Consider the following 8,381-nt stretch of genomic DNA (forward strand, 5'->3'; position numbering starts at 1 on the left):
GTCGGCGCCCCGTTTTTTATGCCCGCATTTCAGGGATGCTGTTCGAGCGCGCTCACCAGGTCATGAAAGGCCGCGCGGTTCGACTCGTTAAGGCCCATCAGGATGCGATGCGCCTCCAGTACGTGGGCCCGCACCACGTCTTCCGACTGGTCCTGCGATGGCAAGTCGGCCAGGCAGTCCGGGCACTCGTAGGGCTGGTCGATGATGTTGAACACCTGATCGAAGCCCATCGACTGCAAAAGCCGCGTGATGTCGGCGTGGGTGGTCACCACCGTCGGTAGCAGGCCGACCTTCTGCCGCGACAGAATCGACAGCTTGGCCAGCAGCCCGAGGGTGGTGCTGTCGATGCTGCGCGTTTCCGTCAGGTCGATGACGATGGCGGAGAAATTCAGCGCGGTGAAAATCTTTTCGATCGTGGAGTCCAGTGCCGAACACAGGGTCAGGCGCACTTCGCCGATGAACTTCAGGACGAAGGTGCCATCCTGCTCGGCAAACTGGATTCTACCGGGGCTTATCCCAGGATTCATGCAAGGTTCCTGCTTAACACCAGCAAGGCGATATCATCCGGCATCTCCGCCAGATTGGCCAGTCCAAACACGCTACGCAACCCATCCAGGGTTCCACCTGCCTCACTGACCAGCTTGGGCAGCAAGGCTTCTTTTTCCTGCAGGTTGTCGCCGTCGAGCAAATCGAGAATGCCGTCGGACAACAACGTCAGGCTGAATGATTCGGGAAGGTCGATTTCCAGGTTGTTGTAATCGGCCTCCTTGAACAGGCCGACGGGCAAGCCACGGCCTTCCAGGTAATAGGCCTGGCCACCGGTGTACATCACCGGCAGCGGCAAATGGCCGCCGATGCTGTAGGTCAGCCGATTGGATTCTTCGTCGATCACCCCGCCGAGCATGGTCACGTGCTTGCCCAGCTTGCAGTTGATCAGGCCGCGGTTGATGTGGCTGAGCACGTCAGACGGTTTGAATTCGGGCAGCATGCCGTTGCGCCGCGACTCGTATAGCAGGCGCGTGGTCATGAACTTGAGCAGCACGGTGACGAAAGCCGACGAGGCGCCATGGCCAGACACGTCTGCCAGGTAAAACGCCACGCGGCGCTCGTCGACCCGGAAGTAATCGACGAAGTCACCGGACAAATACAGCGATGGGATGATCTGGTGAGCGAACGACAGCCCTTCGTCTTCCCACGGCGTGACCGGCAGCATGTTCATCTGCACCTGACGGCCAGCGTTCTGGTCTTCCTGCAGCAGATGCAGGCTGGCCTGCAGCTCGCGATTGGCGGTTTCCAGCTTTTCGCGGTAACGCTCGTTCTCTTGGCGCAGGTGCACGCGATCCAAAGCGCGCCGCACCGAGTGCTCGAGCACGGCCAGGTCTTCCAGGGGCTTGATCAGGTAATCGGCAGCGCCAAGGCGCAGCGCTTCGACCACATCGGTCATCACGCCGGCACCGGAAACCACGATGATCGGCGCGGAGACCTTCAGCGCATTGATGCGGCGGATCAGTTCGAGGCCATCGACCTGGGGCATGCGCAGGTCGCAAATGACCAGGTCCGGCCGTTCGCGTTCGAACACTTCGAGTCCTTGCAGGCCGTTGCTGGCCAGCAGGATGTTGAAGCCGCTGTCTTCCAAGTAGGCTGCAATGCTGGCGCGGACGACTTCGTCGTCATCGATCAGCAGCAACGTGGCACTGGTTTTGTGCATGGGGTGTCCAGGCAAACTGCGCCGGGGATGGTTAGCGTAAACGCAGCCAACGACCTGCGCGGGTACACGGTTCGCGTCAAGGCGCAGACGGTACTCCCATCCTCAGCGCGATTCAACAGGCGCCGTTAGCCGCCGAGCGGCTTTACACCTCAAATGGGCGGGGGTTATAAGAATCGCAGCACAGCCCCGACCTTCAATGAGGATAGCCTGATGAGCCAGAATGATCGTGATTACACGGAAAAGCGCGATTACATTCGCATGCGCCTGGAGACCCAGGTAACGCTGACTCATGGCGGCCAGACGGTTCCTGCGCTGTGCCGGGATCTGTCGAGCACCGGCATGCAGCTCGAAGCGCAGTGCCAGGCGAAGGTGGGCGACAAGGTGAGCGTGCTGATCCCGTCCACCCATGATTCGCTCAAGGGGCTGGAAACCGACGCTGAAGTGGTACGCGTGACGGACATCGGCGATGGCCGGCAAATTCTCGGCGTCGCCGTGACGTCCATGAACTGAAATACGCTGTAACGTGATGGAGCCGGCCTCCATCACGCCTGCCTATGGCCTTCAGGCCAGCTGCCTTAAGGCAGCCGCCCCTGCCGATTTCTAGAAATCGTCTTCCACATCACCATCGCGCACGCGGAACTCACGGTTCTGCAGGTAGGCATTGCGGATGAAGATGTACTTGTCGCCACTGATCATGCGCTCGGCGTCCAGCAGGCTGGCGCGGGTGTCGACCACATTGACGCCACGCAGCACGTTTCGCGTCGGCACATGATCGATATGGGGATACGGGGTCAGGAAGCTATCTGGAATCCTGGCCGGCGCGTCGCGCAGCGAGCTCGGACCGAGCAGCGGCAGTACCAGGTACGGGCCACTTTGCACGCCCCAGACACCGAGGGTCTGGCCGAAGTCTTCGTCGCTGCGCTGCAATCCCATAGGGGTGGCAACATCGAAGAAACCCAGCACACCGATGGTGCTGTTGAGCAACAGGCGGCTGGTATCCACGCCGGCGTCATGGGCCTTGCCCTGCAACAGGTTGTTGGTCAGGTTACCGACCTCCCACAGGTTGCGAAACACGTTGTGTACGCCGGTTTCCAGGAACTGCGGCGTCACGGCCCGGTAGCCCTGGGCCAGTGGTTTGAGGGCGTAGGTGTCGACGGTGTCGTTGAAGCGAAAGATAGGACGGTTGAACGATTCCCACGGATCTTCCGTTGCCGCCTGGCTTGCCAGCGGTAGTGCCATCAGGCCGGCACAAGCCAGCATGCGGCCGAAGCTCGCGATCCAATCGGGTCCAATCAAGCGCATTGCTGTTCTCCTAGGCTAATGAGCGCGGCCTGTCGGCGGCAGCGGCGTAGTATAAAGCCGTCCGCCGCCAATAGGCAGCGCACCGCGATATCCGGGCGCCGCATCACGCGACCGCATGTCTGAAGATCGCAGCGTGTCACGCCATCGTCACATTGCCTTGGCAAGGTCGAAGCGATAATAGCCAGGGAACGACATCGCATGCCCCAGCCAGCGTTTTGCGCCGCCTCCTCTTCCTTTACGGCCATCCTTTTCGGCCTGTCCGGCTGCCTGGTGGATTTCGGCGCACGAAGCGCGTCTCTGAACCGCCAGCGACACCTGGCGCTGGTGCGCGAAAGCGGTGGCCTGGCCCGCCAGCCTGCAAGCAACCTGGAACTGGACGGTTGCGCCGAGCCGACTCCCGGGGCGCTGAGCACCCTGCGCAGCCTGCATGAGCAAAACGTGCCCTGTGCCTGGATGGACGAGCTGCCAGAAGCGCTGACCGAAAAACTGGCCAGTCGCCTGCCCGACTGGCTGACGGCCTCGCCGGCCTGCACCCAGCGCATCTGGCCCGCACCGGATGCCTGCTGGCAAGCCCTGGCGGCCTTGCGTATCGAGCGCCTCGAAGGCTGCGTGCTGGTGAGTGGCGAGCCGCGCCTCTTGCAGGCTGGCTTGAATGCCGGAATGTGGACGGTGGGCCTGGCCGCCTGCGGTTCACTGGCAGGCCACGCGCTAGCCGATTGGCAGCAGCTCGACGGCGCGCAGCGTGACCGCCTGCGCGCCGACGCGACGCTTTCACTCTATCGGCTAGGCGCTCACTCGGTGATCGACCAGCTCACCGACCTGCCAGCCTGCCTCGACCACCTGCAGATTCGGCGTAGCAAGGGCGAGAAACCCTGAAGCCAGCCCGCCCCGACTGGCCTGGTTGGACAAGAAGTACTGACCTTTCGTCGCGTCGTACGGTCAATTGTCTTGCCTATCAAGAAAGGGAGAGTCCCATGCCTGCGAACCATCTGCAGCAGCAACTGGAAGAGCTGCGCAAGCAACTGGTCGAACATCCGCCGGAAAACGAAGAGGATCGCGAATCGCTCGAACTGATCGCCCGCGACATCGAGCTGCAGTTGGCGGCGCAGCCGGTGACCACACCCGATGCTTCGCTGGTCGACGGCGTCAACCTGGCGGTCGAGCGCTTCGAGGTGAGCCATCCGACGCTCGCCGGCAGCCTGCGCAACATCATGCAGACCTTGGCCAATATGGGGATCTGATCCCAGGCGCAGAAACCAAAAACCAGCCACGAGGCTGGTTTTTTTATGCCCACCCTTGCGACTGGGCGAGCGCGCGAATCAGATAGACCCTTACTGACGGACCAGACGCCGGTTCGGCGGCACCTCATCCCGCGTGGTGCGGTAAGGGTTGATATCCAAACCACCACGTCGCACATAGCGCGCGTAGACGGTCAGGTACTCCGGCTTCAGTAGTTTTTGCAGATCCAGAAAGATGCGCTCCACGCACTGTTCGTGGAAGTCCGCGTGCTGGCGGAAGCTCACCAGATAGGCCAGCAGACTTGCCGGCTCCAGGGCCGCCCCGCGGTACTCGACCACCACGCTGCCCCAGTCCGGCTGGCTGGTGACCGGGCAATTGGATTTGAGCAGATGGCTATGCAGGCTCTTTTCAACGACACGGGCCGGGTCGCACGCGAGCAGCTCCGGTTGAGGCGCGGCGTAATTGCTGATGCTGACGTCCAGGTCGTCGATGCAGGTGCCCGGCAATGCGACCAGGCCTTCCCGGGCCGCTTCGTCCAGGCTGCGGATCCGCACGGCCACCGTTTTACCGGCCGTGGCGGACAAATCCTTCTCAAGCACACGGACCAATTCTGCCGAGTTGGCGAACACCGACTGGTTGAGCGAATTGAGGTACAGCTTGAAGGATTTCGACTCGATGATATTCGGCGAATCGGCAGGAATCGCGAATTCGCCGATGGCCACCACCGGCTTGCCGGAAGGCAGCAGCCAGGACAGCTCGAAGCAGTTCCAGTAGTCCACGCCGCGATACGGCAGCGTATCGGCGCTCAAGCCCAGCTCAGCCCACTTGGTGGCGCGGGGAATGGGAAACAGCAACTCGGGCGAGTAAGTGGCGATGTACTCGCTGCTCTTGCCCAGCGGCGAATGTTCCACGGAATTCATGAGGCGTTACCTGCAATGCAATGGGTGCGGCAGCGAGCGCCGCACGAAAATGAAAGGCTGGTCAACCCAGCTCGGCGACCAGCTTGGCCAGGGCGGCGGCCGGATCCGCGGCCTGGCTGATCGGACGGCCGATCACCAGGTAATCGGAGCCGGCATCCAGGGCCTGACGCGGCGTGAGAATACGGCGCTGATCGTCCTGGGCACTGCCGGCTGGACGAATGCCTGGCGTCACCAGTTGCAGCGCGGGCTGCGCCGCCTTGAGCGCAGGCGCTTCGAGCGCCGAGCAGACCAGACCATCCATGCCGGCCTTCTGAGCCAGCGCGGCCAGGCGCAGCACCTGCTCCTGGGGCTCGATGTCCAGGCCGATGCCGGCCAGGTCCTCGCGCTCCATGCTGGTCAGCACGGTCACGCCGATCAGCAACGGCACCGGGCCGTTGAAGGCGTCCAGCACCTCGCGACAGGCGCTCATCATGCGCAGGCCACCGGAGCAATGCACGTTGACCATCCACACACCCATTTCCGCGGCGGCCTTGACGGCCATGGCGGTGGTATTGGGGATGTCGTGGAATTTGAGGTCGAGAAACACCTCGAAGCCGCGATCGCGCAAGGTGGCGACGATGTCCGACGCACAGCTGGTGAACAGCTCCTTGCCCACCTTCACCCGGCACAGTTTCGGATCGAGCTGATCGGCCAGGGCAAGTGCCGCCTCACGGGTCGGGAAATCCAGGGCGACGATGATGGGTGTCTGACAAACGGACATGGGGGTAACTCTCGAGCGGGCCAAATTCGGCGCGCATTGTAGCGCAATGCCAAGGCGATTGGCGGCAAGGCACGCCAGCGCGGCGTGCAGGCTCGTCGGACGGCGCGTGACGCCTCAGGTCTTCAGCCCGAGCATCAGCGCGCAGATCAGCAGGAAAGCCGTGAACAGCACGCGCAGGATGCGCTCGGGCAAGGCGTGAGCCAGGCGCACGCCCCAGCTGATGCTGAGCAGCCCGCCGATCGCCAGCGGAATGGCCAGGGCCCATTGCACATGGTCGTGCAGGGCGTAGGTGGCCAGCGTCACCCCGGTACTGGGCGCCGCCAGCGCCAGCGAAAGGCCCTGGGCCACCACCTGGGAAGTACCGAATACGCTGGTGAGAATCGGCGTGGCGATCACGGCGCCACCGACACCGAAAAGCCCGCCCAGTAGGCCCGACCCGCTTCCCAGCACGGTCAGCCAGGGCCAAGGATGGCGCAACTGGCCCGACGCAGCCGGCGGGCGCATCAACATGCGCAGCAGGTTGTAGAACGCCAGCGCGACCAGAAAGCCGACGAACGCCAGGCGCATCGATTCGGGGTCGAGATTGACCGCCCAACTCGCCCCGAACAGCGCGAACACGAAACTGCTCAATGCCAGCGCCAGGGCATGACGCAGGTCGATGCGGTTGCGCTGGTGATAACGCCACAGCGCCAGCAGCACGTTGGGCACCACCATGACCAGCGCGGTACCCTGGGCCAGCTGCTGATCCAGGCCGAACAATACGCCCAGCGCCGGAATCGCGATCAGACCGCCGCCAATCCCGAACAGCCCGCCAAGGGTGCCAAGGGCCAGGCCGAGCAGGATATTCAGGGCGAATGCGAGCAGATCCATGGTTCATCTCGTTCAAACAGGATGAGCGCATGCTACCCATCGGCGGCTGGATGGGTAACGCATAGCCCGGCATAATGGCTGTGCGAAATACGCACAGCGAGATCCACATGAATCCTGATGCCTTAACCGACCAGCTCAGTCTGTTTCTCGATGTGCTGGAAAGCGGCAGCTTCTCCGCTGCAGCCCGCCTGCACCCGCTGACGCCTTCAGCGGTTTCGCGGCGTATCGACGCCCTGGAGCGCTCCCTCGATTGCAGCCTGTTCAGCCGTAGCACCCATGCGGTGCGGGCAACGCCAGCCGGCTTGGCGTTCGCCGAGCGGGCCCGGAGGATTCTCGCCGAGCTGCACCTGGCGCGTGCCGAGGCCGTGTCGCTGAGTAGCGCGCCGGAGGGGCTGATTCGCATCGACTCCCCGGCGCCGTTCGGCCGTCGGCACCTGGCGCCGGCGATTGCCGACTTTCTCACCGCCTACCCTGGCCTGGACGTGCAACTGCGGCTGATCGACAGCTTCATCGACCTGCATGGCGCGCACCTGGGCGAGGTAGACCTGGTGCTGCGCATCGGCCCCCTGGCCGATACCCGCCTGGTGGCGACGCCGCTTTCGCCGATGGTTCGCGTGGTATGCGCCAGCCCGGCGTATCTGGAGCGCCGGGGTGTGCCGCGAACCCCGGCAGAACTGCTGGAACACGATGGCCTGGACTGGGATGGCCTCGCCCCCGCCTATGCCTGGCGTTTCGAGAATGGCGGCAAGCTCGCCATGTACCGCCCTCGCCGCCTGCGCATGACGGCCAACAATGCCGAGACGCTGGTATTCAGCGTGCTCGCCGGCCTGGGCGTGGCGCATCTGCCGACCTGGCTGGTCAGCGAATACCTGGTGCGTGGCGAGCTGGTGGCACTGTTCTGCGACAACGGCCTGCCGGCGCCTGAGCCCAGCGGCATCTATGCGCTGCGCTTGCAGCGCGATACCGACTCACGCAGCCGGCTACTGCTGGAGTTCCTGAAAAACCGCTTTGGCCCGACCCCGCCCTGGGATCTGCCGCTGCAAAGCGCCTTGCAACGCGGCGCCGGCAGCTAAAAAAACGCGGCCAAGGCCGCGTTTTTGGTCTTCGGCTCAGCCAGCCTGCACAGTGACCTGGGAAGGCCACCGGAGCCCATGCGCGTAGGAGCGTCGACCCCGGCGCGAAACGATGGCGGCCTTGCTGCCGGACCGACCCATCCGCCGCGGGGTGCGGCCAATCATAGCAACGTCGTTCGCGGCCCGAACCTTAGACAGAATGGCATTAAGTCCAGGCCGCGTTCTTCGTAATGCTTGAACGATTTAAAAGAAGCCCAGCGGGTTGATGTCGTAGCTGATCAGCAGGTTTTTGGTCTGCTGATAGTGGTCGAGCATCATCTTGTGGGTTTCGCGCCCGACCCCGGACTTTTTATAGCCGCCAAAGGCAGCGTGCGCCGGGTACAGGTGGTAGCAGTTGGTCCACACGCGCCCGGCCTTGATGCCGCGGCCCATGCGGTAGGCGCGGTTGATGTCGCGCGTCCACACGCCGGCGCCCAGGCCGAACTCGGTGTCGTTGGCGATGGCCAGGG

Annotated in this window: 11 protein-coding genes; 4 read left to right on the forward strand and 7 right to left on the reverse strand. The window is 63.4% G+C overall.

Annotation, left to right across the window (positions count from 1 at the left end):
- Positions 1 to 29: 29 nt before the first annotated feature.
- Positions 30 to 515 (reverse strand): anti-sigma factor antagonist RssC, encoded by a 486-nt coding sequence (gene rssC / locus BVH06_RS03715; protein WP_075931016.1) that lies wholly within the window; start codon positions 513 to 515, stop codon positions 30 to 32.
- A gap of 8 nt (positions 516 to 523) precedes the next feature.
- Complete coding sequence (gene rssB, locus BVH06_RS03720; protein ID WP_075930498.1) at positions 524 to 1,708, reverse strand: two-component system response regulator RssB; 1,185 nt, start codon at positions 1,706 to 1,708, stop codon at positions 524 to 526.
- 210 nt (positions 1,709 to 1,918) lie between these two features.
- Here rssB and BVH06_RS03725 point away from each other — a divergent pair, with 210 nt between their 5' ends.
- Positions 1,919 to 2,218, forward strand: a complete 300-nt coding sequence (locus tag BVH06_RS03725; protein WP_075930499.1) for a PilZ domain-containing protein — start codon at positions 1,919 to 1,921, stop codon at positions 2,216 to 2,218.
- Between the two features lie 90 nt (positions 2,219 to 2,308).
- Here the strand turns inward: BVH06_RS03725 and BVH06_RS03730 are convergent, their stop codons facing one another.
- A complete protein-coding gene (locus tag BVH06_RS03730) occupies positions 2,309 to 3,010 on the reverse strand; it encodes a VacJ family lipoprotein (RefSeq protein WP_139315561.1) in 702 nt (233 codons plus the stop codon).
- Positions 3,011 to 3,208: 198 nt separating this feature from the next.
- Here BVH06_RS03730 and BVH06_RS03735 point away from each other — a divergent pair, with 198 nt between their 5' ends.
- Together BVH06_RS03735 and BVH06_RS03740 are read left to right on the forward strand one after the other, a co-directional pair.
- The gene (locus tag BVH06_RS03735) at positions 3,209 to 3,886 is read left to right on the forward strand and encodes a phosphatase (protein WP_075933249.1); all 678 of its coding nucleotides are present in this window, start codon (positions 3,209 to 3,211) and stop codon (positions 3,884 to 3,886) included.
- Positions 3,887 to 3,984: 98 nt separating this feature from the next.
- On the forward strand, positions 3,985 to 4,251 hold the full coding sequence (locus BVH06_RS03740; protein WP_073267804.1) for a DUF4404 family protein: 267 nt from the start codon (positions 3,985 to 3,987) through the stop codon (positions 4,249 to 4,251).
- Positions 4,252 to 4,341: 90 nt separating this feature from the next.
- Here the strand turns inward: BVH06_RS03740 and queF are convergent, their stop codons facing one another.
- The 3 genes from queF to BVH06_RS03755 all read right to left on the reverse strand — a co-directional run bounded on the left by queF (position 4,342) and on the right by BVH06_RS03755 (position 6,799).
- Positions 4,342 to 5,169, reverse strand: coding sequence for an NADPH-dependent 7-cyano-7-deazaguanine reductase QueF (gene queF / locus BVH06_RS03745; protein ID WP_075933250.1), 828 nt, complete (start codon positions 5,167 to 5,169; stop codon positions 4,342 to 4,344).
- A gap of 61 nt (positions 5,170 to 5,230) precedes the next feature.
- A complete protein-coding gene (pyrF, locus tag BVH06_RS03750) occupies positions 5,231 to 5,929 on the reverse strand; it encodes an orotidine-5'-phosphate decarboxylase (RefSeq protein ID WP_075933251.1) in 699 nt (232 codons plus the stop codon).
- A gap of 114 nt (positions 5,930 to 6,043) precedes the next feature.
- The gene (locus BVH06_RS03755) at positions 6,044 to 6,799 is read right to left on the reverse strand and encodes a sulfite exporter TauE/SafE family protein (RefSeq protein WP_075930503.1); all 756 of its coding nucleotides are present in this window, start codon (positions 6,797 to 6,799) and stop codon (positions 6,044 to 6,046) included.
- Between the two features lie 107 nt (positions 6,800 to 6,906).
- Between BVH06_RS03755 and BVH06_RS03760 the strand changes: the two genes are divergently transcribed.
- On the forward strand, positions 6,907 to 7,872 hold the full coding sequence (locus BVH06_RS03760) for a LysR family transcriptional regulator (protein WP_075933252.1): 966 nt from the start codon (positions 6,907 to 6,909) through the stop codon (positions 7,870 to 7,872).
- Positions 7,873 to 8,115: 243 nt separating this feature from the next.
- On the opposite strand, the gene BVH06_RS03765 is transcribed toward BVH06_RS03760, so the two are convergent.
- On the reverse strand, positions 8,116 to 8,381 hold a 266-nt coding region (locus BVH06_RS03765; protein ID WP_139315562.1), incomplete at its 5' end, for an aldehyde dehydrogenase family protein.

Origin of the sequence: Pseudomonas sp. PA27(2017) (genome assembly GCF_001945445.1) — a bacterium.
In the GTDB taxonomy this organism is placed as follows: domain Bacteria; phylum Pseudomonadota; class Gammaproteobacteria; order Pseudomonadales; family Pseudomonadaceae; genus Aquipseudomonas.

Coding starts and splice junctions, on each gene's coding strand:
- rssB (WP_075930498.1), bottom strand. CDS start 1,708: ATGCACAAAACCAGTGCCACGTTGCTGCTGATCGATGACGACGAAGTC.
- BVH06_RS03725 (WP_075930499.1), top strand. CDS start 1,919: ATGAGCCAGAATGATCGTGATTACACGGAAAAGCGCGATTACATTCGC.
- BVH06_RS03730 (WP_139315561.1), bottom strand. CDS start 3,010: ATGCGCTTGATTGGACCCGATTGGATCGCGAGCTTCGGCCGCATGCTG.
- BVH06_RS03735 (WP_075933249.1), top strand. CDS start 3,209: ATGCCCCAGCCAGCGTTTTGCGCCGCCTCCTCTTCCTTTACGGCCATC.
- BVH06_RS03740 (WP_073267804.1), top strand. CDS start 3,985: ATGCCTGCGAACCATCTGCAGCAGCAACTGGAAGAGCTGCGCAAGCAA.
- queF (WP_075933250.1), bottom strand. CDS start 5,169: ATGAATTCCGTGGAACATTCGCCGCTGGGCAAGAGCAGCGAGTACATC.
- pyrF (WP_075933251.1), bottom strand. CDS start 5,929: ATGTCCGTTTGTCAGACACCCATCATCGTCGCCCTGGATTTCCCGACC.
- BVH06_RS03755 (WP_075930503.1), bottom strand. CDS start 6,799: ATGGATCTGCTCGCATTCGCCCTGAATATCCTGCTCGGCCTGGCCCTT.
- BVH06_RS03760 (WP_075933252.1), top strand. CDS start 6,907: ATGAATCCTGATGCCTTAACCGACCAGCTCAGTCTGTTTCTCGATGTG.